This is a genomic window from Microbacterium sp. W4I20 (genome assembly GCF_030816505.1).
Classification (GTDB): Bacteria; Actinomycetota; Actinomycetes; order Actinomycetales; family Microbacteriaceae; genus Microbacterium.
Map to the genome: position 1 here is coordinate 103654 of NZ_JAUSYB010000001.1, position 25091 is coordinate 128744.

The following is a 25091-nucleotide window of genomic DNA, read 5'->3' on the forward strand; positions in this document are numbered from 1 at the left end:
TCGCCCTTCTGAGACTTAGGGGACCCTAAGAAGACGCTGCGAATAGTCGGTGAATCCGCGGGAAACAGCGGATGCTCTTCTCACGCGCGCGCGTCATCATCCGTCTGCACGTTTTCTCGCCGCCGATAGGATCGCACTCATGGCTGATTCCCTGACCTGGTCCGACGTGCTCACCTCGCTGCTGGAGCGCCGTGATCTCAGCGTGTGGGAGTCCACCTGGGCGATGCGCCAGATCATGCAGGGCGACGTCAGCGAGGCGCAGCTTGCCGGCTTCCTCATCGCGCTGCGAGCGAAGGGCGAGACGATCGACGAGATCGTCGGCTTCCGCGACGCGATCCTCGAAGCCGCCGTTCCGCTCCCGGTGTCCCCGAACGTGCTCGACATCGTCGGGACCGGCGGCGATCGGGTGGGAACGGTGAACGTCTCCACCACCGCGGCGATCGTCATCGGCGCCACCGGCATCCCCGTGGTCAAGCACGGCAACCGCGCGGCGAGCTCGGCGTCCGGATCGTCCGACGTGCTCGGCGCGCTGGGCCTGGAGCTCTCGCTCGACCCCGCCGCCGTGGCATCCATCCTCGACCGCACCGGCATCACGTTCGCGTGGGCCGGCGCGTTCCACCCCGGTTTCAAGCACGCGGGCGCCGTGCGCGCCCAGCTCGGCGTGCCCACGGTGTTCAACATGCTCGGCCCGCTGTGCAACCCGGCTCGTGCCGAGGCCAACGCGGTCGGGGTCGCGCAGATCGAGCGTGTGCCGCTGATCACCGGCGTGTTCCGCACCAGGGGAGCGACAGCGCTGGTCTTCCGCGGCGACGACGGGCTCGACGAACTGACCACCACCGGACACAGCCGCATCTGGGAGGTCACGCGCGGTGACATCCACGAGCACGACCTCGATCCCCGCGACCTCGGCATCCCGACAGCGGATCTCGCAGACCTGATCGGCGGATCGCCGCAGCACAATGCGGAGATCCTCCGCCGGACCCTGGCCGGCGAGAGCGGGGCGGTGCGCGACATCGTGCTCCTGAACGCCGCGGCAGGCATCGTGGCGTTCGAGCTCTCGCAGGATGCCACGCAGGTGCAGCGTCCGATCCTCGAGCGTCTTCGCGAAGGACATGAGCGCGCCTCGGCGGCGCTGGACGACGGCCGAGCCCTCGCGAAGCTCGACGAATGGATCGGCGTGAGCCGCGAACTCGCCTCCGCTCAGGGCTGACCGTGGATCCCGTCGACGCACTCCTCGAGATCGCCTCCCTGCTGGAGCGCGAGCGGGCGTCGCGGTACCGGGCGAAGGCGTTCCGTCAGGCGGCGCAGATCCTGCAGGACCTTCCCGACGATGTGACATCCGACCCCACGCGGCTGCGCGCCAGCAAGGGCATCGGCGAGTCGACGTTCGCCGTGATCCGGCAGGCGCAGGCAGGTCAGGTTCCGGACTACCTCGTGGAGCTTCGCGGCGACGTAGAGCCTGAGCGTCAGTCCGAGCTGCGGGCGAAGCTGCGCGGTGACCTGCATGCCCACACCGATTGGTCCGACGGGACCACGTCGATCTCCGTGATGGCTGCTGCCGCGAGAGCTCAGGGGCACGAGTACCAGGCGATCACGGATCATTCGCCCCGGCTGCGCGTGGCGCGAGGCCTTTCGGCGGAGCGGCTTCGTGAGCAGATGCCGTTGGTCCGTGCCGAATCGGGCGACGGCTTCACCCTGCTCGCGGGCATCGAGGTCGACATCCTCGAAGACGGCGCTCTGGATCAGGAGGATTTGCTTCTCGCCGAGCTCGACATCGTCGTGGCATCGGTGCATTCCAAATTGCGCATGGACTCCCGTCCGATGACCGCGCGGATGATCAAGGCGGTGTCGCATCCCCGGGTGAACGTCCTCGGACACTGCACCGGTCGCCTGGTCGAGGGGAGTCGGGGCACGCGTCCGCAGTCGGTGTTCGATGCGGCTGCGGTTTTCTCCGCGTGTGCGGAGAACGGCGTCGCTGTCGAGATCAACTCGCGTCCGGAGCGGCAGGATCCTCCCGATGAGCTGATCGGCATCGCCCTGGAGGCAGGTTGCCTGTTCTCCATCGATTCGGATGCACATGCCCCGGGTCAGCTCTCGCTGCTGGATCACGGGGCTGAGCGCGCTGAACGCGCCGGGATTCCGGCGTCGCGGATCGTCACGACGTGGGGTCTTTCCCGGCTGTTGTCCTGGGCGGAGTGACGCTGCCTGAGTAGTGACGGTCAGTCGGCGGCGAGGGCGGCGTTGGACACGGCGGTGACGGCGCGAGTCATGGAGGAACCGAGGTTCCACTTCTCGGCGAGGGCTGTCGCCACGTCGGCCTCTGCCGGGTCGAGGACGTGCAGGGGGATTCCGGGGGCCGTGATCGGCAGTGACGTGGCGACGGCGACGACCGTGGGAGCGACGTCGAGATACGCCGACGAGGCGAGGATCTTGGCGCGGACGCCGGCGCTCATGCCCTCACCGGCCTCGGCGGCCGCGCGGATGCCCTCCAGGTCGGCATGGGTCTGCAGCAGGGTGGCCGCGGTCTTGTCGCCGACGCCGGCGACGCCCGGGAGTCCGTCGGACGCGTCGCCGCGCATGGTGGCGAAGTCCGCGTACTGCGATGGCAGCACGCCGTACTTCGCGACGACCGTCGAGTCGGTGACGATCTCGAGGTTGCTCATGCCCTTGGCCGTATAGACGATCCGCACATCGCGGGCGTCGTCGACGAGCTGGAACAGGTCGCGATCACCGGTGACGATGTCGACCGGCATCGCGGCGTCTGTCGCGAGGGTGCCGATCACGTCGTCGGCCTCGTGCTCAGCCACTCCGATGATCGGGATGCTGATGGCGGCGAGCGTCTCGCGGATGAGGGGGATCTGCGCCTCGAGCGGGTCGGGCACCTCTTCGACGTCGGGCCCGGCGGGGACCACCTCGACGACGCGGTGCGCCTTGTAGCTGGGGATGAGGTCGACGCGCCACTGGGGACGCCAGTCGTCATCCCAGCAGGCGATGACGTGTGTGGGCTCGTACAGCGTCACGAGCTTGGCGATGATGTCGAGCAGACCGCGGGCGGCATTGATCGGGGAGCCGTCCGGCGCCTTGACCTTGTCGGGCACACCGTAGAAGGCGCGGAAGTAGAGGCTGGCGGTGTCGAGCAGCATGAGGCGGTCGGCGCGAGGCATGGACTCAGTCTGGCACTGGCAGGTCTCGGTCAGCAGCCCGGCGACGACGGCTTCTGATCGCAGGTGTACGCGACGAGAGCGGTGTGCGCCTCGAAGATGCGGATCTCCTGGGGCGGACCGTCGGCCGTGAGCTCGCCCGCGACCGGGATCCATCCGGTGCCGAGGTCGACCTCGGCGGTATAGCGGACATCGACATCCGCGCTGTAGGCGCCGCGGTCGCGATACACATGGCTCGTCGCGGTCGGCGTGAACTGCGCCTGGCCGAGCGCATCCCAGCTCTGCCCGCCGCTCGTCGTCGTCGCGTCGGTGCCGTCGCCGTAGTGGAAGTCGTACGCCGACGGGGTGAACCTCACGGCGATGGGCAGACCGAAGAGAGTTCCTGATGCTGTGGTGACGGATGCCGTCGCGACGAAGTTGGTCGCCATTCCCGCGATGCCGAGGTTGGACGGCTCGCCGGCCAGCGGGGTGGGAGCGGGAGCGAATTGTGCGAGATCGGTGATCGTGATCGCGGGGGTGGCTTGCTCGGGTTCGGCTTCTTCGGGTGTCTCCTCCTCGTCAGGACCGCGGTAGCAACTGACGAACGACCAGCTGTCCATGCACTGGTCGAAGGTGGCCTCACGGCGAGGAGGGCCGGTGTAGGTGCCGGGGTTGGTGTTGCCGATTGGGGGCGAGGTGCCGGGCTCGGTACCTGAGCTGGTTTGCGTGCGCCAGATCTCGACCTTGTTCTCTGTGTTCGTTGCCCACGTACCTTCCATGCCGACCTGTGGAGGTGGCTCGTCTCCTCCGCCCATCATGAGCAGCAAGCTGGTTGCCGTTCCAAGCATGAGAAGTATTCGGTTTCCTAGCATGCGATCCCTTCGGTCGGCACCGAAGAGGAGATCCCCAAGCCCGTCTCCGTCTCGGCCCGGACGAACTCCACCTCGATTGATTGCCTTGCCGTTCGATCGGGAGGTACGACTGACACCCCGTCGACGCCGACAAGATCCACATCGGATACGTCTATACAGAGCCGCACGGTCACGGTCGCCTCGGTGAACTCAACTGGTGTGAAGGTGTCAAACGATGATTTACCCGTGCGCCGAATCCCGTTTGCGTGATACTCGCTGAAGTTTTTGCGAGCCGCACTCTGCGCCTGGTCGGTCAAGAGCGCAAAGACGGGTTCGAAGGTCTTCGGTTCTCCCAAGTCGGTCGCGTTGGTGGCGTCTGTGTAAGCCCGGTACGTCTCCTCCGCCGCAGCGAATGCTTCCTCTTCCGATGCGAACGCCGGTGTCGGTGTCGGCGTGGGGTCCGACGTGGGGGAGCATCCGGTCAGCACGACGGAGCCGACAGCAATAGCGACGAGGGGCAGAGACGCGAGGCGATGGAGTTTCACCCGGGTCACGGTAGCCCGAGCACGAAAAGGCCTGCAGAAGTTATCCACAGCTGCTCGATCGCAGCCGCGCCCTGCGCCGCGAATCGATGTCAGCAACCGGCGGCCTTGGGTTGCTCGGAGCAGGTGCGGGCGACGAGGGCGGTGTGCGCTTCGAAGATGCGGATCTCCTGCGCGGGACCGTCGATGGCGAGTTCGCCGGGCACCGGGAACCATCCGCCGCCGAGGTCGACTTCGGCGGCGTAGCGGACGGTCACGCCGGCCTCGTAGATACCTCGTTCTCTGTATGTGTGGCTGGAGTCGGTGGGCGTGAAGGGCGCCTGACCGAGCGTCGACCAGGTCTGTCCCCCTGAGCTGAGAGAGGCTGTGTTCCCGTCGCCGTAACGGAAGTCGAAGCCGACCGGAGTGAAGCGGACGGTGAGAGGAGTCCCGAAGAGAGCGCCGGCTCGAGTGTGAGCGGATGCCGCGGCGACGAAGTTCGTCGGCATGCCCGCGACGCCGAGGTTGTCGGGCTCTCCCGTTGCCGTGACGGGGTCCGGGGCGAACTGGGCGAGGTCAGTGATCGTGATCGCGGGGGTGCCCTGCTCGCGTTCGGCTTCTTCGGGTGTCTCCTCCTCGTCAGGACCGCGGTAGCAACTGACAAAGGACCAGCTGTCCATGCACTCCTCGAAGGTGATCTCACGGAGAGGAGGGCCGGTGTAGGTGCCGGGGTTGGTGTTTCCGATCGGGGTTGAGGTGCCGGGTTCGGTCGTCTTGCCGCCGAGCCGCAGTGAAGATCCATCGTTTCCAGCTACAACGTCGACCCCACCTACGCTGTCGTCTTCGTACGCAACTGACGGGAGAACTAGGGCGACGAAGAGAAGAACGGCTATTCCACGGCGCATGAGCTGCTTTCGCTCCGAGCGGCGCGTTCGATCGAGAGACGACCATCACTCGAAGCAAAGGTCACGGTCAACGAATTCAGATCGGGCCGATTCGGAGGGGTGACAGAGACACCATCTTGGTCGACGACATCCGACTGGCTGACGTCCACGCAGACTTCCGCGACAACCGCGCCCTTCATGATGTCGGCGCTCACTGCGCGGAAGTCAGCAACCTTCGTCTCGCCCGTGAGCTCGTATCCGGCTGCGTACAGCTCGGAAAAGGTCTTGCGATCTGCGGCTTCAAAATCGCCGCTTGTAAGAGAGAAGAGAGCGTCGATCGTCTCTGGCTCGCCGACATCGACTTGATTCAGTTCGTCTGTGTACGCCCGATACGTCTCCTCCGCCGCAGCGAATGCGTCCTCTTCCGACGCGAAAACCGCGGTCGGTGTCGGCGTGGGCTCCGGCACGGGGGAGCATCCACTGAGCACGACGGAGCCGACAACAAGGGCGACGAGCGGCAGAGACGCGAGACGATGGAGTTTCACCCGGACACGGTAGCCCGAGCACGCAGAGGCCTGCAGAAGTTATCCACAGGTGAAACAGTCGCGAATCCGGCTCCCACCGGCATCCGGCTTCTGATAACCTGAGTTGTCACTCGTGGCGTGCCTACGCATGCCCTCGTGGCAACTTCACCAAAATCCAACTGCTGGGAAGCGTGCAGTCGGCCGTGCGCGGTCTTCGCCTCTCAGCCTGAGACTCCACCCAACAAGGACAACCCACTACATGACTACCGCAACGACCGCCCCGGCCACCAAGCAGGTCGCCATCAACGACATCGGATCTGCTGAGGACTTCCTGGCCGCGGTCGAGAAGACCCTGAAGTTCTTCAACGACGGCGACATCATCGAAGGCACGATCGTCAAGATCGACCGCGATGAGGTTCTGCTCGACGTCGGATACAAGACCGAGGGTGTCATCCCCTCGCGCGAGCTCTCCATCAAGCACGACGTCGACCCCAACGAGGTCGTCAAGGTCGGCGACGAGGTCGAGGCTCTTGTTCTCCAGAAGGAGGACAAGGAAGGCCGTCTGATTCTCTCCAAGAAGCGTGCTCAGTACGAGCGTGCCTGGGGAGACGTCGAGAAGATCAAGGAGAACGACGGCGTCGTCACCGGTACGGTCATCGAGGTCGTCAAGGGTGGACTCATCGTCGACATCGGCCTCCGTGGCTTCCTGCCGGCCTCGCTCATCGAGCTGCGCCGCGTCCGCGACCTCACGCCGTACCTCGGCCAGGAGATCGAGGCCAAGATCCTCGAGCTCGACAAGAACCGCAACAACGTCGTGCTGAGCCGCCGCGCTCTGCTCGAGCAGACGCAGTCCGAGTCGCGCACGACCTTCCTCAACAACCTGCACAAGGGTCAGGTTCGCAAGGGTGTCGTCTCCTCGATCGTCAACTTCGGTGCATTCGTCGACCTGGGCGGCGTGGACGGCCTCGTGCACGTCTCCGAGCTGTCCTGGAAGCACATCGAGCACGCCTCCGAGGTCGTCGAGGTGGGCCAGGAGGTCACCGTCGAGATCCTCGAGGTCGACCTCGACCGCGAGCGCGTCTCCCTGTCGCTGAAGGCGACGCAGGAGGACCCGTGGCAGGTCTTCGCCCGCACCCACGCGATCGGACAGGTCACGCCGGGTAAGGTCACCAAGCTCGTTCCGTTCGGTGCGTTCGTTCGCGTCGCAGACGGCATCGAGGGCCTCGTCCACATCTCCGAGCTCTCCAGCAAGCACGTCGAGCTGGCCGAGCAGGTCGTGTCGGTCGGCGAAGAGGTCTTCGTCAAGGTCATCGACATCGACCTCGAGCGTCGTCGCATCTCGCTGTCGCTGAAGCAGGCCAACGAGTCGGTCGACCCCAACGGCACCGAGTTCGACCCGGCCCTGTACGGCATGCTCGCCGAGTACGACGAGAACGGCGAGTACAAGTACCCGGAGGGCTTCGACGCCGAGACCGGCGCCTGGAAGGAAGGCTTCGACACCCAGCGCGAGGCATGGGAGCAGGAGTACGCTGCAGCCCAGGCTCGCTGGGAGGCCCACAAGGCTCAGGTCACCAAGGCCGCAGAGGCCGAGGCAGAGGCCGGCGCCGACTTCGGCGGCCAGGTCTTCACGAGCGAAGCCACCGGTGCAGGCACCCTGGCCGACGACGAGGCACTCGCGGCTCTCCGCGAGAAGCTGTCGGGCGGCAACGCGTAAGCATCACGCTCTGAAACGGGCCGTCACCTCACCTTCGGGTGGGCGTGGCGGCCCGTTTCGCATCCCCGAAAACACACGCGGTTCCGTGCGTGACCGAACATTACGACGGCATTCGTAACAATCGGCGTGCTCGGCCAGCATGGGGGTATGACCGCCCTGCTCTCTTCGTCGCGCGTTGCGAATGCCCCGACGCCCGCCGGCGCGGCGCAGGCGGTCCGGCTGGAGGGCATCGAGCGCTCCTTCCCGCTCCCGCAGGGGAAGCGAGACGTGCTGCGCGGCGTGGACGTCGACATCGCAGCCGGGGAGATCGTCGCGGTCGTCGGCCCGTCCGGATGCGGGAAGTCGACACTGCTCCGTCTCGTGGGCGGACTCGACGCCCCGACGCGCGGCAGCATCCGCCTCGATGGGACCGGCGTCGCCGACGTCGACGAACGCACCGCCAACGCCTTCCAGGAGCCGCGCCTGCTGCCCTGGCGCACCATCGCCCAGAACGTCGAACTCGGGCTTCCCCGCGGCACGGCGCGCCGCGCCGGACGGGAGAGAGTACGCGAGCTGCTGCAGCTCGTCGGACTCGAGCACGCCGCCGATCAGCGGCCGCGCGAGGTGTCGGGCGGCATGGCGCAGCGCGCCTCGCTGGCCCGCGCTCTTGCGCGCAACCCGGGGGTGCTCCTCCTTGACGAGCCCTTCGGCGCTCTCGACGCGCTCACCCGGCTCCGCATGCACGATCTGCTGCTGAAGATCCACGCTGCCGAGCCCACCACCATCCTCCTCGTCACGCATGACGTCGAAGAGGCCCTCTACCTCGCCGATCGCGTGCTGCTTCTCCGTACGCTCACCGGCGGCGACAGTGAAGCCGAGCCCTCGATCGCCCGAACGGTCGCCGTGCCCGGCATCCGCCCCCGAGACCGCGCAGATCGCGGTCTCGCCGACCTCCGCGCCGAGCTCCTCGAAGGCCTCGGCGTGGACACCCATCACCGCATCACCGAGGAGACCCGATGAGCACCATCACCCGCCGAATCATCCCCGCGATCGCGATCGCCGGGACGATGATGCTCGTCGCGACCGGCTGCGTCGCGGGCGAGAACGCCGATGCCTCCTCCGATGGCGACAGCAAGCCCGCGGCAGGGGACTGGTCGTCCGACACCCTGTCCATCGACTTCGCCACCTACAACCCGCTGAGCCTCGTCATCAAGGACCAGGGCATCCTCGAAGAGATCCTGGGCGACGACGTCGAGGTCGAGTGGATCCAGTCCGCCGGCTCCAACAAGGCGAACGAGCTGCTGCGCTCCGGCTCCGTCGACGTCGGTTCCACCGCCGGCTCGGCCGCTCTGCTCGCTCGCTCGAACGGCTCGCCGATCCAGGTCATCGACATCTACTCGCAGCCCGAGTGGTCGGCGATCGTCGTCGGCCCCGACAGCGACATCGCCTCCGTCGAAGACCTCAAGGGCAAGTCGGTCGCGGCGACCAAGGGCACCGACCCGTACTTCTTCCTCCTGCAGGCGCTCGAAGAGGGCGGGCTGTCGCTCTCCGACGTCGAGGTGCAGAACCTCCAGCACGCCGACGGTCGCGCAGCGCTCGACGGCGGATCCGTGGATGCGTGGGCGGGACTCGACCCGATCATGGCCGCAGCCGAGGCGGAGTCGGGCGACAAGCTCATCTACCGCAACGTCGACTTCAACTCCTACGGCTTCCTCAACGCCACCGAGGAGTTCATCACCGACCACCCCGACCTCGCGCAGGCCGTCGTCGACGCCTACGAGCAGGCGCGTGAGTGGGCTCTCGAGAACCCCGACGAGACCGCGGCACTGCTCGCCGAGGTCGCGGGCATCGACATCGAGGTTGCGACCACCGTCATCCAGGAGCGCTCCAACCTCGACGTCAGCGGCGTGCCCGGCGAAGACCAGCTCGCCGTGCTCGAGAAGATCGCTCCGGTCCTGGTCGACTCGGGCGACGTGCAGGGCGGCAAGGCATCCGTCGACAAGGCGCTCTCCTCGATCGTGAACTCGACGTTCGCCGAGAAAGCGGTCGGCGGCGAGTGAGCATTCCCGACCAGCGGGTCATCATCCCGGCCGATTCCCGAGAGGCACTCGACTTCGCGAAGGGGGTGCGCAGGCGCCCGGATGCCGGTGCGCGCCGCACCTGGGACCGTCCCGTCGTCCGCGTGCTGGGCGGCCTGCTGCTGCCCGTCCTCATCATCGTCTCCTGGCAGGTCGCGACCACGTCGGGCTTCGTCGAGCCGTACCGGCTGCCCGCTCCCGCGACGGTGTTCCTCGCCGGCGTGGAGCTGGCCGAGAACGGGCAGCTGTGGACCCACATCGCGATCTCGGTGCAGCGCGTGCTGCTCGGCTTCGCGATCGGCTCGGTGGTCGGTCTCGCGGCCGCCGGGCTCGTCGGACTCTCCCGGCTCGGTGACGTGCTGCTCAGCCCGACTCTCGCCGCCGTCCGCGCGGTGCCCTCGCTCGCCTGGGTTCCGTTGCTGATCCTGTGGATGCAGATCGGCGAGGAGTCGAAGGTCACGCTGATCGCGATCGGCGCCTTCTTCCCGGTGTACACGACGGTCGCATCGGCGCTCCGGCACGTGGACCCGCACCTGGTCGAGGCCGGCCGGTCGTTCAGCCTGCACGGCTGGTCGCTGTTCCGCACCGTGCAGCTGCCGGCTGTCGTGCCGTCGGTCGTCTCCGGGCTGCGGCTCGCTCTCGCGCAGGCCTGGCTGTTCCTCGTGGCCGCCGAGCTCATCGCCTCGTCGATGGGGCTGGGCTTCCTGCTGACCGACTCGCAGAGCACTGGCCGCGTGGATCGGATCCTCCTGTCGATCGTGCTGCTGGCCCTCCTCGGGACGATCACCAACGGCATCCTCGTGCTGGTCGAGAAGTACCTGCTCCGAAGGTGGGCGTGACGGTGACCGAAGCCCGGCTGCAGGAGTCGCGCGTCTACGCTCCGCGCGCCGATTTCGCGGCTCAGGCCAACCTGGGCGGCGATGTCTACGAGCGCGCCGAGGCGGATCCCGTCGCGTTCTGGGAAGAGGCCGCGCGTCGGCTGGACTGGTTCGAGCCGTGGCACACCGCGCACGAGTGGGAGCCGCCGGTCGACGATGCGATTCCTGCCGCGCGGTGGTTCGTGGGCGGCACGCTGAACGTCGCGTACAACTGCGTCGATCGGCATGTCGAAGCCGGTCGCGGTGACAAGGTCGCGCTGCACTTCGAGGGCGAGCCGGGGGATCGGGTCTCGGTCACCTACGCCGACCTGCAGCGGCGGGTGTCGCAGGCGGCGAACGGACTCCTGGCCCTCGGCATCCGTCCCGGCGATCGTGTCGTGATCTACCTGCCCGTGCTGGTCGAGACCATCGTGATCACGCTCGCGTGCGCGCGGATCGGTGCCGTCCACTCGCTCGTGTTCGGCGGATTCTCGGCCGAGGCCGTGCGGTTCCGGCTGCAGGACACCGGCGCGAAGCTGCTCGTCACGAGCGACGGCCAGTATCGACGGGGCACCGCCACCGAAGTGAAGTCAACGGCCGACATCGCCGCCGCCGACCTGCCGGACCTCGAGCACGTGCTCGTGCTGCGTCGCACGGGTCAGGAGGTGCCATGGACGGAAGGTCGCGACGTCTGGTGGCACGACGTGGTCGACACCGCGTCGACGGAGCACGAGGCGCAGCCGTTCGACGCCGAGCATCCGCTCTTCATCATCTACACCTCCGGGACGACCGGGAAGCCGAAGGGCCTCGTGCACACCTCGGGCGGGTATCTCACGCACGCGAGCTGGGCGCACTGGGCGCACTTCGACGCCAAACCCGACGACGTGCACTGGTGCACCGCCGATCTCGCGTGGGTGACCGCCCACACCTACGAGATCTACGGACCGCTGTCGAACGGACTCACGCAGGTCATCTACGAGGGCACGCCCGACGCTCCGCACCGGGAGCGGCACCTCGAGATCATCGAGCGCTACGGAGTGACCGTGTACTACACGGCGCCCACGCTGATCCGCACCTTCATGACCTGGTTCGGCGCCGAGCTCCCGACGGGTCACGATCTCTCGACACTCCGGCTGCTCGGCACCGTCGGGGAAGCCATCAATCCGGAGGCCTGGGTGTGGTTCCGGCGGAACTTCGGTCGCGATGAGCTGCCGGTCGTCGACACCTGGTGGCAGTCCGAGACCGGCGCCGCCATGATCGCTCCGCTGCCGGGTGTGACGACCCTCAAGCCGGGGTCGGCGACGGTTCCGCTGCCCGGCATCGACGTCGCCGTGGTCGATGAGCACGGAGTCGAGGTGGCGCCCGGTCGCTCGGGCACGCTGGTCGTGCGACGACCCTGGCCCGGTATGGCGCGCACGGTGTGGGGGAACCCGCAGCGCTACCGCGACGCGTACTGGTCGGCCTACGCCGGTCACGGCGACTTCGGCGGGTACTACGTCGCCGGCGATGGAGCGACCAGAGACGCCGACGGGTACATCTGGATCCTCGGGCGCCTCGACGACGTCGTCAACGTCTCCGGACACCGGCTGTCGACCATCGAGATCGAGTCGGCGCTGGTCGCCCATGAGACGGTCGGCGAGGCGGGCTCCGCCGGAGTCGCCGACCCCGTCACCGGTCAGGCGGTCGTCGCATTCGTGACGCCGTCCGGGAGGTCGGAGGTCACGCCCTCGGCGCTCCGCGCACAGGTGGCGCACTCCATCGGCCCGGTCGCCAAGCCCAAGCACGTGGTGGTCGTCGCCGATCTGCCCAAGACGCGCTCCGGCAAGATCATGCGCCGGTTGCTCGCGCAGCTCTGGGAGGCCGAGCAGGACCGCCGTGCCGGGCGCGAACCCGATCCGCTCGGCGACACCACATCACTGCAGAACCCCTGGGCCGTCGACGACATCGCCGACGTGCTCGCCACTGCTGAATCAAGCGCAACTGAAATCTCCCCGCAGTCGAACTGAGGACACCATGACCGAAGAACACCGTTTCGGGTTTCGCACCAGAGCCCTCCACGCCGGCGGCACTCCTGACGCCGCGACAGGCGCGCGCGCCGTGCCGATCTACCAGACCACCTCGTTCGTCTTCGAGGACGCGGCGGATGCCGGGAACCTCTTCGCCCTGCAGAAGTACGGGAACATCTACTCGCGGATCGGCAACCCGACCGTCGCCGCCCTGGAAGAGCGCCTCGCGTCGCTCGAGGGCGGCATCGGGGCGGTCGCCACGGCGTCCGGGATGAGCGCAGAGTTCATCACGTTCGCCGCCCTCGTCGGCGCCGGTGACCATGTCGTCGCGGCCGCGCAGCTGTACGGCGGCACCGTGACCCAGCTCGACGTGACACTGCGGCGCTTCGGCGTCGAGACCACCTTCGTCGCCTCGACCGATCCTGCCGATTACGCGGCGGCGATCCGTCCGGAGACAAAGGTCGTCTATGTGGAGATGATCGGCAACCCCTCGGGCGAGATCGCCGATATCGAAGGACTCGCCGCGGTCGCACACGAGGCGGGGGTGCCGCTCGTCGTGGATGCGACGCTCGCGACCCCGTATCTCGCGCGCCCCCTCGAACACGGCGCCGACATCGTCATCCACTCGGTGACGAAGTTCCTCGGCGGGCACGGCACGACCCTCGGCGGTGTCGTCATCGAGAAGGGCACGTTCGACTGGGGCAACGGCAAGTTCCCGCAGATGACGGAGCCGGTCGACTCCTACGGCGGCATCAAGTGGTGGGACAACTTCGGGGAGTACGGTTTCCTCACGAAGCTCCGCTCCGAGCAGCTGCGCGACATCGGGCCGGCGCTCAGCCCGCAGTCCGCGTTCAACCTGCTGCAGGGGATCGAGACGCTCCCGCAGCGCATCGACGCCCACCTCTCGAATGCCCGGATCGTGGCCGACTGGCTGGATTCCGACCCGCGCGTCGCCTACGTCACGTGGGCAGGACTCGACGGACACCCGCATCGGGAGCGCGCCGCCAAGTACCTCCCGCTCGGACCCGGCTCGGTCTTCGCGTTCGGTGTCGCGGCCGAGGACGGGCGCGCCGCGGGGGAGACCCTGATCGAGAACCTGCAGCTCGCCTCACACCTCGCGAACATCGGCGACGCGCGTACACTCGTCATCCACCCGGCATCCACGACCCATCGTCAGCTCACCGAGGCGCAGCTCGTGGCCGCGGGAGTGCGACCCGACCTGATCCGCATCTCTGTCGGACTGGAAGACGCGGAAGACATCATCTGGGACCTCGACCAGGCCCTCACCACGGCGACGGGAAAGAACCGATGAGCGCGACCAACACTTCGGCAACGGATGCCTGTGCCCTCCCCGCTGTGACGGATGCCGCGGCGTGCGCGCTGCCCGGCGCTGTCGCCGTCGATCCCGACCGCACCTGGGTCGGCCCCTCGCAGTCGGACCGCTTCGGATTGCTGCGTCGGACGAAGTCGGTGGCGATCGTGGGGGCATCGAACAACCCGGCTCGCGCGTCGTTCTTCGTCGCGACCTACCTGCTCTCGAGTACGGCGTACGACGTGTACCTCGTGAATCCTCGGGAGAAGGAGATCCTCGGTCAACCCGTGTACGCCTCTCTGGCCGATCTCCCCGTGGTCCCCGACGTCGTCGACGTGTTCCGGCGGCACGATGACCTGCCGGGCGTCGCGCAGGAGGCGATCGACGTCGGAGCGAAGGCACTGTGGCTTCAGCTCGGCTCCTGGAACGAGGATGCCGCCGCACTGGCGGAGGCCGCGGGCCTGTCGGTCGTCATGGATCGCTGCATCAAGATCGAGCACGCGCGCTTCCACGGCGGACTGCACCTCGCCGGGTTCGACACGGGCGTGATCAGCTCCCGCCGCCAGCTGCTGTCGCGGTGAGCGGCCGGGCCCCGGAACTCTAGACTGGCCGCATGCCCCTCATTGCACTCACCGGCGGCATCGCGTCCGGCAAGTCGACAATCGCCCGCCGACTGGCCGAGCACGGCGCGGTCATCGTGGACGCGGACCAGATCGTCCGCGATGTGCAGGCACCGGGCTCACCCGTGTTGGAGCGGATCGCCGAGACCTTCGGCTCCGACGTCATCGGGTCGGACGGCGCGCTGGATCGTGCTGCTCTCGGCGCCCGGGTCTTCGGAGACGCCGCGCTGCTGAAGCAGTTGAACGCGATCGTGCATCCTGCCGTGCGCGCGGAGTCGCAGCGCCGGTTCGAGGCCGCCCTCGCCGAAAATCCTGAGCCCGTGGTGGTGTACGACGTGCCACTCCTCGTCGAAGCCAGGGTGGACGATCCCTGGGACACCGTCGTCGTGGCGCACGCGCCGGCATCCGAACGTCTGCGCCGGCTGGTCGAGCTGCGCGGGATGGACGAGCGCGCCGCGCAGGAGCGCATCGATGCGCAGGTCTCGGACGAGAGGAGGCTCGCGATCGCCGACGTGGTCATCGACACCGCCGGCACCCTCGAGGCGACCCGCGCGCAGACCGACGCACTCTGGGAGCGGATCCGCGCGCGGTGACGTTCTCGGGTCATGCGCCGGGCTCCCGCGACTACCGGCGCCTCATCGCCGGTCTGTTCTTCGCCGGTGTCGCGACCTTTGCACAGCTGTACTCGGCTCAGGCCGTGCTGCCACAGATCTCCGTGGACCTCGCGGTCAGCCCGTCGACGGCGGCCCTGAGCGTGTCCGCATCCACGCTCGGCCTGGCTCTGGCGGTCATCCCCTGGTCGATCGTCGCCGATCGCATCGGCAGGGTGCCGGCGATGGCGACGGGTGTGCTCACCGCCACCGTGTTCGGACTCGCGGCGCCCCTGAGCAATGAGATCGCCGTTCTGCTCACTCTGCGATTCGCCGAGGGCGTGGCGCTGGGTGCGGTCCCCGCAGTGGCGCTCGCGTACCTCAGCGAAGAAGTCGAGGGGAGATACGCCGCCACGGCCGCGGGCAGCTACATCGCCGGAACCACGGTCGGCGGACTGCTGGGTCGTATCGTCTCAGGGCTCGTCGGAGAATTCGGGGGATGGCAGGCCGGGATCCTGTCCGTGGCGGGGCTCTGTGCCGTCGCCGCCGTGCTGTTCCTCTGGTTCACGCCGCGATCGAGGGGTTTCGTGCCGGGACGCCTGCGGGCCGATCGCGGACCGAGCATCATCGAGCGATTGCGCGCACCCCTGCGGTCACCTCTGCAGTGGGCGCTCTACGCGCAGGGGTTCCTGCTGATGGGCGCCTTCGTCGCGGTGTACAACTACCTGGGCTTCCATCTCGCGGGGGATCCGTTCGACCTGCCGTCGTGGCTCGTCACCCTGCTCTTCCTCGCCTACCTCGCCGGCACCTTCTCGTCTCCGTGGGCGGGCGTGATCGCCTCCCGGATCGGTCGATTCCCGGTGCTCGTCGCCTCGATCGGCGTGATGGCCGCCGGTGCAGGCCTGATGCTCGTCCCCGTCGCGGTGGTGGTCCTCGTCGGCCTGCTGCTCTTCACCGCCGGGTTCTTCGGGGCGCACGCCGTGGCATCCGGATGGACTCCCGTCGCGGTGGACCCCGCCAGCCGGGCGCAGGCCTCCTCGCTGTACTACTTCGCGTACTACGCGGGTTCGAGCCTGTTCGGCTGGATGCTCGGCCTGGTGTTCGGGTCGGCGAGCTGGGGCTGGTTCGTCGTGGTGGTCGTGGCGATGTGTGCGGCGGCTGCCCTCGCCGGGTGGGCGGCTCTGCGCAGGGCGCCGTCCGGTCGGGTCTGACCCTCCGCTCTGAGAGGATCTCCTCATGCAGCAGGAGTATCTCGAGGCGTACGACAGTCAGCTCCGCACCGACGCGGAGGTCGCGGACGCCCTCAGTGTGGAACGGCTCGGACCCCTTCGTCTCGCGACGTTCGCCGGTGGTCGGGGGTTCGTCACCTACGCGGACCTCGGCGGCGCGGACGCCGACGGCATCGGCGAGATGGTCGAGGCAGCCACGCAGTACTTCCTCGGCCTGAGCGGCATCGATGAGGTGGAATGGAAGACCCGCGGGCACGATCGAGCACCGGGCCTCCACGCCGGCCTCGTCGCCCGCGGCTTCGTTCCCGAAGAGTCGGAATCGATCATGATCGGGGAGGCCGCGCTGCTCGCGCAGACGGTCGCGACGCCTCCGGGAGTGGAGGTGCGCCGGGCTCGCACCGAGACCGAGGTACTGGCCGCCGGAGAGATGCAGGGTCGGGTGTTCGACGATCTCGGATGGCGTTCGCGCGCGGAGGCGCTGATGACGCGGCTGCAGGCGGATGACACTGTGGAGCTTTGGATCGCCGTCGCGAACGACGCGGTGATCAGCGCCGGGCGACTCGAGCCGGTCGCAGGCACGGCCTTCGCCGGGCTGTGGGGCGGATCGACGCTGCCGGAGTGGCGGGGCCGCGGGATCTATCGGGCGCTCACCGCCGAGAGAGCCCGCTCGGCACTGGCGCGCGACATCCGTTATCTGCAGTCGGACTCCACGGAGTTCTCGCGCCCGATCCTCGAACGATCGGGGCTCGTGAGGGTCTCGACGACGACGCCCTACGTCTGGACGCGTCCCTCCGACTGAGCCGCTCGGCGCTCCCTGCGCCGTCGCGCGCTCCGCCTCGCGATCACGATCGCGACGACGATGAGACCGAGGAGCAGGATGCCGGCGAGGACCGGGACGATGATGGCGGCCGCCGCCAGGGCGAACGAGGCGCCGTCCTCGGCCGTGCTGAGCACGGGAGCCGCGAGGCCGCCCGTGGTCGCGTTCGCTGCGAGGCGGGCGCCCGCCTTCAGCACGTGGACGACGAGCGCGATGACGATGCCGGCGACGACCGGCACCCACGTGTTGTCCGTGAAGAACGTCGAGGGGTCGTCCACCGCGATGGTCTGGGCTCCAGATCCGGCACCGAACGCGACCCCGCCGGCGGCCGGACGGATGACGCTCTGGACGACGTCGTTGATCGAATCGAGGGCGGGGACCTTGTCCGCGACGATCTCCAGTGCGAGAAGGGCGCCGAGCAACCACAGTGCGATGTCACCGGAGAGCCACGACCACCCCGCGGGGAGTGACATCGCCGGGAGAAGTCGGTCGGCGAGTCCGAGGAGGAACAGCGGCATCCATGCGTTCAGGCCGGCTGCGGCGGCGAGGCTGGAGCCGATGACGAACTCGATCACGCCCTTACTCTAGGCGCTGACGATCCGACGGCCTCGATGTCGGAGGGGCGGCATACGCTGGAGGTATGCAAACCACGCGCAGTGTTCGCCCCTTCGAGGTCATCAGCGAGTACGCGCCCGCCGGTGATCAGCCGAAGGCCATCGCCGACCTGGCCGGGCGCATCAATGCCGGCGAGACCGACGTCGTGCTGCTCGGAGCGACCGGTACCGGAAAGTCGGCCACGACCGCCTGGCTCGTCGAGCAAGTGCAGCGCCCGACCCTGGTGCTCGCCCACAACAAGACCCTGGCTGCACAGCTGGCGAACGAGTTCCGTGAGCTCATGCCGAACAACGCCGTCGAATACTTCGTGTCGTACTACGACTACTACCAGCCGGAAGCGTACGTCCCGCAGACCGACACCTTCATCGAGAAGGACTCGTCGATCAACGCCGAGGTCGAGCGTCTGCGTCACTCGACGACGCAGTCTCTGCTCAGCAGGCGAGACGTCATCGTGGTGTCGACGGTGTCGTGCATCTACGGCCTCGGTGCACCGGAGGAGTACCTCCGCGCGATGGTCGCCCTGCAGGTCGGCGAGCGATACGACCGTGATGCGCTCATCCGTCAGTTCATCGCGATGCAGTACAACCGCAACGACGTGGACTTCTCCCGAGGCAACTTCCGCGTGCGCGGCGACACGATCGAGATCATCCCGGTCTACGAGGAGCACGCGATCCGCATCGAGCTCTTCGGCGATGAGATCGAGGGGCTCTACTCGCTTCATCCGCTCACCGGCGAGGTCATCGAGAAGCTCGACTCCGTACCGATCTTCCCGGCCTCGCACTACGTGGCGGGCACCGACGTGATCCAGCGCTCCATCGGGACCATTGAGCACGAACTGGAGCAGCGCCTGGCCGAGTTCGAGCGGCAGGGAAAGCTGCTCGAGGCCCAGCGGCTGCGCATGCGCACGTCATTCGACCTCGAGATGATGCAGCAGCTCGGCTTCTGCTCGGGCATCGAGAACTACTCGCGCCATATGGACGGCCGCATGCCGGGCGAGCCACCGCACACGCTGCTCGACTTCTTCCCCGACGACTTCCTGCTGGTGATCGACGAGTCCCACGTGACCGTTCCCCAGATCGGGGCGATGTATGAGGGCGACGCCTCGCGCAAGCGCACTCTCGTCGACCACGGGTTCCGCCTGCCGAGCGCGATGGACAACCGTCCGCTCCGGTGGGACGAGTTCAAGAACCGCGTGGGTCAGACCGTCTACCTGTCGGCGACGCCGGGCAAGTACGAGATGGGCATCGCCGACGGCATCGTCGAGCAGATCATCCGCCCGACCGGTCTGGTGGACCCGCACATCGTCGTGAAGCCGTCGAAGGGCCAGATCGACGATCTGCTCGAAGAGATCCGGCTGCGTGTCGAGCGCAACGAACGTGTCCTGGTCACCACCCTCACCAAGAAGATGTCCGAGGAGCTCACCGACTTCCTCGGCGAGCACGGCGTGCGGGTGCGCTACCTGCACTCCGACGTCGACACGCTTCGCCGCGTCGAACTGCTCAGCGAACTGCGTGCCGGGGTGTACGACGTGCTGGTCGGCATCAACCTGCTCCGTGAGGGCCTCGACCTTCCGGAGGTCTCGTTGGTCGCGATCCTCGACGCCGACAAGGAAGGCTTCCTCCGGTCCGGCACCTCGCTGATCCAGACCATCGGTCGCGCGGCGCGCAACGTCTCGGGCGAGGTGCACATGTACGCCGACAAGATGACCGATTCGATGGCCAAGGCGATCGAGGAGACCGATCGACGTCGCGAGAAGCAGGTCGCCTACAACCTCGAGCACGGCATCGACCCGACGCCGCTCCGCAAACGCATCGCCGACATCACCGAGGTGCTGGCGCGCGAAGGCGCGGACACGGCCGACATGCTCTCCGGGCGAGGTCGCCAGTCGGGTAAAGGCAAGTCGCCCACCCCGAACCTGCGACGCACGGGTATCGCCGCCGAGGGCGCGCAGCAGCTCGAAGCCACGATCCAGGACCTGTCGAACCAGATGCTCGCCGCAGCAGGAGAACTGAAGTTCGAGCTGGCGGGGCGCCTGCGCGATGAGGTGCAAGACCTGAAGAAGGAACTCCGGGCGATGGAACGCGCCGGACACGCCTGACCTGGAGGGGTGACCGATGGATGCTGCAGGCGAGGAGCTCGCCGATCGGATCCGTGCGCTCCTAACGGTGGGGACCGAGATCGAGGAGCGCCGGATGTTCGGTACCCGCGCGTTCCTCGACGACGGGCGCATCCTGGTGGGTGCGCGCCCCGGCGGCGTCCTGCTCGTGCGCGTCGAAGAGGAGAATGGCGTCGCGCTGCTCACCGAACCCGGAGCGACACGGGCCGTGATGGGCTCCAAGGTCATGGGAACCGGATGGCTCGACATCGCGCCCGAAGCCATCGCCGACGACACGACCCTCATGTTCTGGCTCGATGTCGGGCGGGAGACCGCTGCTCGGAAGGGATGAGCCCGCGAGACGCAGCGGCCTGGCGGGGGAGAGGCTTCGGCGAGGAGTTGTGCGAGAACTGTCAGCGGAGGCCTACGGGCAGTGCACCATCGTTCGGGGTCCGGAACGATCGATCTCGTGCTCGGTCATCGGCGCCCCGCACAGCGGACACGCGCGCTCGGCCCCGCTCAGCGGCGCTGGGCGGGGGAGTCTTCTCGTAGGGGCCGACCGACGCGGGGCCGGCGAACCGGATCAGGTTGCTGTTGACCCACGCGTACAGGCCGCCGGCTTCGCGGATGCGGGTGCGAAGCGGTTCACGCTCAGGGTTCGAGGCCATGTTCATTAGTGTACTAACTATTAGCGCACATGTATAGTCGCCTTGTGACGGCATCCGACGATCTGCTCCGGCTGGACAATCAGCTCTGCTTCGCCCTCGTGACAGCGGCGCGCAACGTCGTCGCGATCTACCGGCCCATCCTCGAGCCGCTGGGACTGACGCACCCGCAGTACCTCGTGATGCTGGCTCTGTGGGAGCGCGCACCCCGCACGCTCAACGACCTGGCGGCCGACCTCGCACTCGAACCGGCGACGGCCTCACCGCTCGTGAAGCGCCTCGAGGTCGACGGGTTGATCGCGCGGCAGCGCAGCGCCGAAGACGAACGACGGCTGGAGATCACGCTCACCGCGGCGGGATCCGCGCTGCGGGAGCGCGCCCTCGACGTACCGCGCCAGGTCATGGCCGCCGTGGGGATGGGCGTATCGGAGGTCGCCGCATTGCGCGACGGTCTCGGCCCCTTCGCGGGGCGACGTCCCGACCTCGGCTGATCCGCACCACCCCGAGCCGTCCGACCTCGGCGCGGCGGAAGGCCCGTCTAGGGTGGAGTCATGTCGCGCCCCGAGCCTCCGGTCACGGAGCGGGAGCCCGTCCGCGACAGACCGCCCACGCGCCTGTTCTTCCCGCTGATCTCGGTCGTCGCGCTGTTCCTGATCGTCATGTTCGCCGCCGCCTCCCAAGGCCTTCCACAGTTCTCCGCCGTGCCGCAGGGTGGGACCGAGGAGTCGTACGCTCCGACCGCACCACCGGCCCCGTCCGCGCCGCCGTCGTCGCTGCCCGAACCTCCCGAGGACTCGCTGCTCCTCACGATCATCGGCATCATCATGGCGACGATCGTCGGCGCGGTGATCCTGATCGTGCTGTATCTGGGCCTACGCCTGCTGATCCGATACCTGGCCGGCCTATGGCGCGATCGGCCTCTCGCGCGTCGAGCGGCGGCGGAGGTCGACGCCACGCCGATCACCGATTCCCTCACCGACGTCGAGCCCGATGTGGGGACGATGCGTCGCGGGATCGCAGAGGCACTGCGGACCATCGGCGAGCGTCCCGATCCCGGAGACAGCATCATCGCCGCCTGGGTGGGGCTCGAGGAGACGGCCTCCGACGCGGGTACCGGCCGCGACATCCACGAGACGCCGTCGGAGTTCACCGTGCGCATCGTCGGGAGTCGCGCGGGCATCGCGGACGAGGTCTCGGTGCTGCTGGGTCTGTACGAGCGGGTCCGGTTCGGCGGCCACATCGCCGACGAGGGGGATCGTCACCAGGCGGCAGCCTGCCTGAGCGGCATCCAGCGGGGGTGGCGATGACGGGTCGGATCGTGCTCGCGGGCATCGGCGGGATCATGGCGATCGCGGTGCTCCTGCTGCTGTCGTGGCTCGGCGTGCCGATGGAGTTCGCGCTCATGTGGCTCATCGTCGTGATCGCAGTCGCCGTCGCGAGCCGACAGGTCTTCTTCGATGAGACCGTCGAATGGCCACCGCCGGAGCGCGAACGCATGGTGCGGGGCTCCGACGTCTCGCGCCTCGCCTGGTCCCTCAACACCCGCACGGGCGTCGCCGGGTATGTCGTCGTCGGCCGAGTCCAGCGCATCCTGCGACGTCGGCTGGCGCACCATGGCCTCGATCTCGACGACCCGGTGCAGCACGCGCGGATCGATGCGCTCCTGGGCTCCGGCATCCGCGAGGCGGTCCACCGTAAAGAAGTGCGGAGTTCCGACATCGACCGACTCCTCGATGCGATCGAGAAGCTTTCCCCAGAACCGGAGGAGACCAGATGAACAGTGAAGAGACGGCACGGATCGCCGAGGTCGGGCGTCGGGTGAGGGAGAGCGTCGGCACGGCCGTCGTCGGGATGGACGAGGCGCTGACGATCGCTCTCGCGGCCATCTTCGCCGGCGGTCATGTGCTGTTCGAGGATGTACCCGGTCTCGGAAAGACGCTGGCCGCGCGGAGCCTCGCGGCTGCGCTCGGACTCGACTTCCGGCGCCTGCAATGCACCCCGGACATGCTCCCGGGCGACGTCACCGGATCGTATGTGTACGCGCCGGCCACGGGCGACTTCCAGTTCCGCCCGGGGCCGATCTTCACCGGGCTGCTGCTGGCCGACGAGGTGAACCGCACCACCCCCAAGACCCAGTCCGCGATGCTGGAGGCGATGGCCGAACGGCAGGTCACCGTCGAGGGCAACAGGTTCCCGCTGCCACAGCCGTTCCACGTGATCGCGACCTCGAACCCGATCGAGTACGAGGGCACCTACGCTCTCCCCGAGGCGCAGCTGGACCGATTCATGGTGCGCCTCGCGGTCGGGTATCCGACCTTTGACGACGAGGCGCGGATCATCCTCGAGCGCGTGCGACGGCAGACCCCGGACGTCTCGGTCGCCGCCGTGGTCGACAGCGCCGGTCTCCTGGCGATCCAGGCTGCGGTCGAGCGGATCCACGTCGATCCCGACGTGGCGCGCTACTGCGTGGAGCTCACCAGGGCGACGCGCGACGCGGTGAACGTCTCGGTCGGAGCGTCCCCCCGCGGATCCCAGACGCTCGTGCTGCTCGGACGGGCGCTGGCCGCCCTCGACGGTCGGGCGTACGTCCGCCCTGACGACATCAAGCGCATCGCGGGACCCGTCCTGGCGCATCGCCTCACCCTCACCCCGCAGGCATGGGCACAGGGAGTCGATCCCGCATCCGTGGTCGCGTCAGTGGTGGCGTCGACCCCAGTGCCTCCGACCGTGGCCGCGGTGCGGTGAGCGACGTCCGCGCGTCGAGCCGCTCTCCATTGCGATGGCGGCGGACCCCGGTCATGGCGGCCGGGCTCGGCGGGGCGGTGCTGCTGGCAGCGGTGGGGCTGGCGTTCTCACGTCCGGACGTCGTCGCGATCGGGCTGCCCCTCGCGCTGACGACGATCTGGGCGCTGCGGGGGCGACCGCGTGGCGGCGATCTGCACATCGTGCTGCGCGCGCGGTCGGACGCGGCCGAAGGGTCGAACGAGGCAGTGGCGGATGTCGACATCGATGCCGAAGCCGACTGGGTACAGGTCGCGATCGATCAGGAGGAGCGCAGAACCGGTGTGGCCGATGTGCGTCCCGGCGAGGCCGCCGTCACGGCGCGGGTCCGGCTGCAGCATTCCGGTCCAGCCGAGCTGCTCGACGTCACGACCAGGGCCGTCGCTCATGACGGGGCCTGGGTGACCGACAGTGGGCCGCGCACCGCCGTCGTCTGGCACACCGCGCCTCGGACTCGCCCGATCGGCGTCCTGCCGGTCGCGCCGCGCCTCCGGGGGCTGCACGGCGCACACGAGGGCTCCCGACCCGGACAGGGTGGCGACTTCCGCGACATCCATGCTTTCGCGCCCGGCGACGAGCTGCGGCGCGTCGACTGGCGCGCCACCGCCAGGGCCGCGCGTCGGCCCGGCGAGCTCCTGGTGCGGCGGAGCAATGCGCTGAGCGATTCCTCGGTCGTGATCGCGCTCGACACGGCAGACGATCTCGGCACCGTGGTGGCCAGCTGGGGAGCGGCGGACAGCGATCGCTCCGGGGTCACATCGCTCGACCTCGCCCGTGAGGCGGCGCTCTCCGTTGCCACGGCCGCGATCGGCGCGGGGGATCGAGTCGCCTACCACACGCTCTCGCCGGGAGGCAGGAGCGTCCCGGCGGGCGGGGGAGTGCGGCACCTCCCGCGTGTGCGCGGTGTCATCGCCGCGACGGGCCCGGGTGGAGACGATTCCCGATATCGCCGATCGCCCGTCGTACCCTCCGGATCCATCGTCTTCGTGCTCTCGACCTTCTTCGACGGTGCAGCCGCCGACCTCGCGACCCGGTGGCGTGCTGCGGGGCATGCCGTCGTCGCGATCGATGTGCTGCCGACACCCGACGCGGGTCGCCTCACTCGGGAGCAGCGGATCGCGCTGCGGATGCTGCTCGCCGAACGCGACGACGTCCTGATCGATCTCCGACGCTCAGGGGTGGAGATCGTTCCGTGGGCGGGGGCGGATGTGGATGCCGCCGTGCGGCTGGCCGCACGGCGGCTCGAGCGGACGCGGGCGGTGCGGCGATGAGTCGCGCGATCCGCTCGTTCCGGGCGGGCGTCGCGGTGTTCGGGATCGTTCCGCGGCTGCTGCTCGTCGCCGTGGTCTGGATCGGCGCGATCGCTCTCGTCCCGTTCGCGCTCTGGCAGGGGGTCGCCGTGCTCGCGGCACTGGTCGCCCTGGTCGTGCCGCGATCGATGGCGGCCTGGCTCGCGGCCGCGTGCCTGGCCTTCGGAGTCGTGCTGGCGGCGCCGGCGCCGGAACGGACCGCTCTCGCCGTGCTGCTCGTGCACGCGGTGCACGTGCTCGGATCGCTGAGCCTGGTGATCCCCTTGCGCTCGCGGCTCTCGTTCTCGGCCCTGCTGCCGAGCCTCTACCGGTTCGTGGTGGTGCAGCTGCTGACGCAACCCCTCGTGTTCGCCGTCTGGCTGCTCGCGCCGTCGCCCGTGGATCGCGGGATCGCCTGGATCGCTCCGCTCGCGGGGGCGGCGCTGCTGCTGGGAGTGATCCTCGCTCTGCGGGCGGCGAAGAACGCGGATGCCGCGTCAGAAATGCGCGTCGATTGAGCGGTC

27 protein-coding genes are annotated in these 25091 nt (G+C 68.4%); 20 read left to right on the forward strand and 7 right to left on the reverse strand.

Features of this window, described 5'->3' with window-relative positions; translation table 11 throughout:
* Nucleotides 1-139 precede the first annotated feature (139 nt).
* Both trpD and QFZ21_RS00515 read left to right on the forward strand, forming a co-directional pair.
* A complete protein-coding gene (trpD, locus tag QFZ21_RS00510; RefSeq protein WP_307373284.1) occupies nt 140-1210 on the forward strand; it encodes an anthranilate phosphoribosyltransferase in 1071 nt (356 codons plus the stop codon).
* 2 nt (nt 1211-1212) lie between these two features.
* Nucleotides 1213-2199: a PHP domain-containing protein gene (locus QFZ21_RS00515; protein WP_307373285.1), complete on the forward strand. Its 987-nt coding sequence runs from the start codon at nt 1213-1215 to the stop codon at nt 2197-2199.
* 20 nt (nt 2200-2219) lie between these two features.
* Here QFZ21_RS00515 and QFZ21_RS00520 read toward each other — a convergent pair whose 3' ends face one another.
* The 5 genes from QFZ21_RS00520 to QFZ21_RS00540 all read right to left on the reverse strand — a co-directional run bounded on the left by QFZ21_RS00520 (nt 2220) and on the right by QFZ21_RS00540 (nt 5941).
* Nucleotides 2220-3164: a 5'-3' exonuclease gene (locus QFZ21_RS00520; RefSeq protein WP_307373287.1), complete on the reverse strand. Its 945-nt coding sequence runs from the start codon at nt 3162-3164 to the stop codon at nt 2220-2222.
* A 29-nt stretch (nt 3165-3193) separates the two neighbouring features.
* Nucleotides 3194-3919 carry a hypothetical protein gene (locus QFZ21_RS00525; RefSeq protein ID WP_307373288.1) on the reverse strand — a complete coding sequence of 242 codons (726 nt, stop codon included), beginning with the start codon at nt 3917-3919 and terminating at the stop codon, nt 3194-3196.
* 86 nt (nt 3920-4005) lie between these two features.
* A complete protein-coding gene (locus QFZ21_RS00530; protein ID WP_307373289.1) occupies nt 4006-4536 on the reverse strand; it encodes a hypothetical protein in 531 nt (176 codons plus the stop codon).
* 89 nt (nt 4537-4625) lie between these two features.
* The gene (locus QFZ21_RS00535; protein WP_307373292.1) at nt 4626-5192 is read right to left on the reverse strand and encodes a hypothetical protein; all 567 of its coding nucleotides are present in this window, start codon (nt 5190-5192) and stop codon (nt 4626-4628) included.
* A 209-nt stretch (nt 5193-5401) separates the two neighbouring features.
* Nucleotides 5402-5941: a hypothetical protein gene (locus QFZ21_RS00540; RefSeq protein ID WP_307373295.1), complete on the reverse strand. Its 540-nt coding sequence runs from the start codon at nt 5939-5941 to the stop codon at nt 5402-5404.
* 238 nt (nt 5942-6179) lie between these two features.
* Between QFZ21_RS00540 and rpsA the strand changes: the two genes are divergently transcribed.
* The 10 genes from rpsA to QFZ21_RS00590 all read left to right on the forward strand — a co-directional run bounded on the left by rpsA (nt 6180) and on the right by QFZ21_RS00590 (nt 17104).
* Nucleotides 6180-7634, forward strand: a complete 1455-nt coding sequence (gene rpsA / locus QFZ21_RS00545) for a 30S ribosomal protein S1 (RefSeq protein ID WP_307373298.1) — start codon at nt 6180-6182, stop codon at nt 7632-7634.
* 147 nt (nt 7635-7781) lie between these two features.
* Complete coding sequence (locus QFZ21_RS00550) at nt 7782-8633, forward strand: ABC transporter ATP-binding protein (protein ID WP_307373301.1); 852 nt, start codon at nt 7782-7784, stop codon at nt 8631-8633.
* Complete coding sequence (locus QFZ21_RS00555; protein ID WP_307373304.1) at nt 8630-9673, forward strand: aliphatic sulfonate ABC transporter substrate-binding protein; 1044 nt, start codon at nt 8630-8632, stop codon at nt 9671-9673. The genes QFZ21_RS00550 and QFZ21_RS00555 overlap by 4 nt, the downstream gene beginning before the upstream one ends.
* Nucleotides 9670-10530, forward strand: coding sequence for an ABC transporter permease (locus QFZ21_RS00560; protein WP_307373306.1), 861 nt, complete (start codon nt 9670-9672; stop codon nt 10528-10530). Before QFZ21_RS00555 ends, QFZ21_RS00560 begins: the two co-directional genes overlap by 4 nt.
* A complete protein-coding gene (gene acs / locus QFZ21_RS00565; RefSeq protein ID WP_373425987.1) occupies nt 10527-12554 on the forward strand; it encodes an acetate--CoA ligase in 2028 nt (675 codons plus the stop codon). Before QFZ21_RS00560 ends, acs begins: the two co-directional genes overlap by 4 nt.
* A 7-nt stretch (nt 12555-12561) precedes the next feature.
* A complete protein-coding gene (locus QFZ21_RS00570; protein WP_307373311.1) occupies nt 12562-13866 on the forward strand; it encodes an O-acetylhomoserine aminocarboxypropyltransferase/cysteine synthase family protein in 1305 nt (434 codons plus the stop codon).
* Nucleotides 13863-14447 carry a CoA-binding protein gene (locus QFZ21_RS00575; RefSeq protein ID WP_307373313.1) on the forward strand — a complete coding sequence of 195 codons (585 nt, stop codon included), beginning with the start codon at nt 13863-13865 and terminating at the stop codon, nt 14445-14447. Before QFZ21_RS00570 ends, QFZ21_RS00575 begins: the two co-directional genes overlap by 4 nt.
* A 32-nt stretch (nt 14448-14479) precedes the next feature.
* Entirely contained in the window at nt 14480-15079 is a 600-nt protein-coding gene (gene coaE, locus QFZ21_RS00580; protein WP_307373316.1) for a dephospho-CoA kinase, read from the forward strand.
* Nucleotides 15076-16287, forward strand: a complete 1212-nt coding sequence (locus QFZ21_RS00585; RefSeq protein ID WP_307373319.1) for an MFS transporter — start codon at nt 15076-15078, stop codon at nt 16285-16287. Before coaE ends, QFZ21_RS00585 begins: the two co-directional genes overlap by 4 nt.
* A gap of 25 nt (nt 16288-16312) precedes the next feature.
* On the forward strand, nt 16313-17104 hold the full coding sequence (locus tag QFZ21_RS00590; RefSeq protein ID WP_307373321.1) for a GNAT family N-acetyltransferase: 792 nt from the start codon (nt 16313-16315) through the stop codon (nt 17102-17104).
* Here the strand turns inward: QFZ21_RS00590 and QFZ21_RS00595 are convergent.
* On the reverse strand, nt 17077-17697 hold the full coding sequence (locus QFZ21_RS00595; RefSeq protein ID WP_307373323.1) for a DUF4126 domain-containing protein: 621 nt from the start codon (nt 17695-17697) through the stop codon (nt 17077-17079). The genes QFZ21_RS00590 and QFZ21_RS00595 overlap by 28 nt on opposite strands.
* 65 nt (nt 17698-17762) lie before the next feature.
* Between QFZ21_RS00595 and uvrB the strand changes: the two genes are divergently transcribed.
* Both uvrB and QFZ21_RS00605 read left to right on the forward strand, forming a co-directional pair.
* Entirely contained in the window at nt 17763-19835 is a 2073-nt protein-coding gene (uvrB, locus tag QFZ21_RS00600; RefSeq protein ID WP_307373326.1) for an excinuclease ABC subunit UvrB, read from the forward strand.
* A gap of 16 nt (nt 19836-19851) precedes the next feature.
* On the forward strand, nt 19852-20184 hold the full coding sequence (locus tag QFZ21_RS00605; protein WP_307373328.1) for a TfoX/Sxy family protein: 333 nt from the start codon (nt 19852-19854) through the stop codon (nt 20182-20184).
* A gap of 61 nt (nt 20185-20245) precedes the next feature.
* Here the strand turns inward: QFZ21_RS00605 and QFZ21_RS00610 are convergent, their stop codons facing one another.
* Nucleotides 20246-20500 carry a hypothetical protein gene (locus QFZ21_RS00610; RefSeq protein WP_307373330.1) on the reverse strand — a complete coding sequence of 85 codons (255 nt, stop codon included), beginning with the start codon at nt 20498-20500 and terminating at the stop codon, nt 20246-20248.
* Between the two features lie 44 nt (nt 20501-20544).
* Here QFZ21_RS00610 and QFZ21_RS00615 point away from each other — a divergent pair, with 44 nt between their 5' ends.
* The 6 genes from QFZ21_RS00615 to QFZ21_RS00640 are packed head-to-tail and all read left to right on the forward strand — an operon-like array spanning nt 20545 to nt 25085.
* On the forward strand, nt 20545-20988 hold the full coding sequence (locus QFZ21_RS00615; RefSeq protein ID WP_307373333.1) for a MarR family winged helix-turn-helix transcriptional regulator: 444 nt from the start codon (nt 20545-20547) through the stop codon (nt 20986-20988).
* A gap of 60 nt (nt 20989-21048) precedes the next feature.
* Nucleotides 21049-21804 carry a DUF4129 domain-containing protein gene (locus QFZ21_RS00620; protein WP_307373335.1) on the forward strand — a complete coding sequence of 252 codons (756 nt, stop codon included), beginning with the start codon at nt 21049-21051 and terminating at the stop codon, nt 21802-21804.
* Complete coding sequence (locus QFZ21_RS00625) at nt 21801-22274, forward strand: hypothetical protein (protein ID WP_307373339.1); 474 nt, start codon at nt 21801-21803, stop codon at nt 22272-22274. Before QFZ21_RS00620 ends, QFZ21_RS00625 begins: the two co-directional genes overlap by 4 nt.
* Nucleotides 22271-23242, forward strand: coding sequence for a MoxR family ATPase (locus tag QFZ21_RS00630; RefSeq protein ID WP_307373342.1), 972 nt, complete (start codon nt 22271-22273; stop codon nt 23240-23242). The genes QFZ21_RS00625 and QFZ21_RS00630 overlap by 4 nt, the downstream gene beginning before the upstream one ends.
* Nucleotides 23239-24549: a DUF58 domain-containing protein gene (locus tag QFZ21_RS00635; protein WP_307373345.1), complete on the forward strand. Its 1311-nt coding sequence runs from the start codon at nt 23239-23241 to the stop codon at nt 24547-24549. Before QFZ21_RS00630 ends, QFZ21_RS00635 begins: the two co-directional genes overlap by 4 nt.
* Nucleotides 24546-25085, forward strand: a complete 540-nt coding sequence (locus QFZ21_RS00640; protein ID WP_307373348.1) for a hypothetical protein — start codon at nt 24546-24548, stop codon at nt 25083-25085. The genes QFZ21_RS00635 and QFZ21_RS00640 overlap by 4 nt, the downstream gene beginning before the upstream one ends.
* Nucleotides 25086-25091 lie beyond the last annotated feature (6 nt).

Bases quoted from the DNA above. Each gene is read 5' to 3' on its own strand.
- trpD (WP_307373284.1), top strand. From the start codon at position 140: ATGGCTGATTCCCTGACCTGGTCCGACGTGCTCACCTCGCTGCTGGAG.
- QFZ21_RS00520 (WP_307373287.1), bottom strand. From the start codon at position 3,164: ATGCCTCGCGCCGACCGCCTCATGCTGCTCGACACCGCCAGCCTCTAC.
- QFZ21_RS00525 (WP_307373288.1), bottom strand. From the start codon at position 3,919: ATGGAAGGTACGTGGGCAACGAACACAGAGAACAAGGTCGAGATCTGG.
- QFZ21_RS00535 (WP_307373292.1), bottom strand. From the start codon at position 5,192: ATGGACAGCTGGTCCTTTGTCAGTTGCTACCGCGGTCCTGACGAGGAG.
- rpsA (WP_307373298.1), top strand. From the start codon at position 6,180: ATGACTACCGCAACGACCGCCCCGGCCACCAAGCAGGTCGCCATCAAC.
- QFZ21_RS00550 (WP_307373301.1), top strand. From the start codon at position 7,782: ATGACCGCCCTGCTCTCTTCGTCGCGCGTTGCGAATGCCCCGACGCCC.
- QFZ21_RS00555 (WP_307373304.1), top strand. From the start codon at position 8,630: ATGAGCACCATCACCCGCCGAATCATCCCCGCGATCGCGATCGCCGGG.
- QFZ21_RS00570 (WP_307373311.1), top strand. From the start codon at position 12,562: ATGACCGAAGAACACCGTTTCGGGTTTCGCACCAGAGCCCTCCACGCC.
- QFZ21_RS00575 (WP_307373313.1), top strand. From the start codon at position 13,863: ATGAGCGCGACCAACACTTCGGCAACGGATGCCTGTGCCCTCCCCGCT.
- coaE (WP_307373316.1), top strand. From the start codon at position 14,480: ATGCCCCTCATTGCACTCACCGGCGGCATCGCGTCCGGCAAGTCGACA.
- QFZ21_RS00590 (WP_307373321.1), top strand. From the start codon at position 16,313: ATGCAGCAGGAGTATCTCGAGGCGTACGACAGTCAGCTCCGCACCGAC.
- uvrB (WP_307373326.1), top strand. From the start codon at position 17,763: ATGCAAACCACGCGCAGTGTTCGCCCCTTCGAGGTCATCAGCGAGTAC.
- QFZ21_RS00605 (WP_307373328.1), top strand. From the start codon at position 19,852: ATGGATGCTGCAGGCGAGGAGCTCGCCGATCGGATCCGTGCGCTCCTA.
- QFZ21_RS00610 (WP_307373330.1), bottom strand. From the start codon at position 20,500: ATGGCCTCGAACCCTGAGCGTGAACCGCTTCGCACCCGCATCCGCGAA.
- QFZ21_RS00620 (WP_307373335.1), top strand. From the start codon at position 21,049: ATGTCGCGCCCCGAGCCTCCGGTCACGGAGCGGGAGCCCGTCCGCGAC.
- QFZ21_RS00625 (WP_307373339.1), top strand. From the start codon at position 21,801: ATGACGGGTCGGATCGTGCTCGCGGGCATCGGCGGGATCATGGCGATC.
- QFZ21_RS00630 (WP_307373342.1), top strand. From the start codon at position 22,271: ATGAACAGTGAAGAGACGGCACGGATCGCCGAGGTCGGGCGTCGGGTG.
- QFZ21_RS00640 (WP_307373348.1), top strand. From the start codon at position 24,546: ATGAGTCGCGCGATCCGCTCGTTCCGGGCGGGCGTCGCGGTGTTCGGG.